At 69.5% G+C, this 768-nt stretch carries 1 protein-coding gene and 1 pseudogene; one reads left to right on the top strand and one right to left on the bottom strand.

From position 1 onward, the window contains the following. Positions 1 to 230 (bottom strand): annotated as a pseudogene (locus tag JCM9942_RS17285) (hypothetical protein); the annotation flags it as partial. Between the two features lie 128 nt (positions 231 to 358). Here JCM9942_RS17285 and JCM9942_RS17280 point away from each other — a divergent pair. Then, positions 359 to 768 (top strand): ATP-binding cassette domain-containing protein (locus JCM9942_RS17280; protein ID WP_157723053.1); only part of this gene is annotated, 410 nt, incomplete at its 3' end.

Below are 768 nucleotides of genomic sequence, written 5' to 3'. Positions count from 1 at the left end.
CGCTCGGCCGCAGGGTGGCTGCGCGCTTCCAGCAATGCCGACAGGCGCGCGCGATGCTCCACCGGCAACGTGAGGTGCCGTTCGATCCAGTCCTGCGCCGGGCTGCGGTGCAGGTACAAGGTCGCCGCGAAGATGATCCGCTGGGTGGCCACCCGCAGCACCGCCAGCAGCTCCCATCCGCCCCGTCCGGTGAGGCCGCGGCAGAGGAAGTCGATAACGGTGGGGGACATTGCGCAGCTCCGGGCCGGTCGATGGCAGATGAAACCAGTGGTTCCATGATGGCGCCTGCCGCTGCAAACTGCATCCGCCCGGGACGCCGTCCCGCGTCCAACCCGTCCGCTGCCCCGTCCTGTCCTGCATGTCCATCGCACCTGCCGCCGACGCGGCCCCGTTGATCGAACTGGACCAGGCCTGCGTGATCCGTGGCCAGGTCCGCGTGCTGCATGAGCTGAATCTGCGCATCGAGCAGGGCCAGCACACCGCGATCCTGGGGCCGAACGGCTGCGGCAAATCCTCGTTCATCAAGCTGATCACGCGCGAGCTGTACCCGCTGGCGCGCGGCGACGGCCAGCTGCCGGTGAAGGTGATGGGCCAGGCCCGCTGGCAGGTGGACCGGCTGCGCGCGCAGCTGGGCATCGTCACCGGCGATCTGTCCGGCAATCTGGCCGACATGCCCGGGCTGGGCGTGGAGGAGGCGGTCATTTCCGGCTTCTTCGCCAGCTACGTGGTACCGCCGCATCGCGACATCACCCCGGCCATGCGCGAGCG

This window comes from Stenotrophomonas pictorum JCM 9942 (assembly GCF_001310775.1).
Classification (GTDB): domain Bacteria; phylum Pseudomonadota; class Gammaproteobacteria; order Xanthomonadales; family Xanthomonadaceae; genus Stenotrophomonas; species Stenotrophomonas pictorum.
This window is presented reverse-complemented; position numbering and strand designations above follow the sequence as displayed.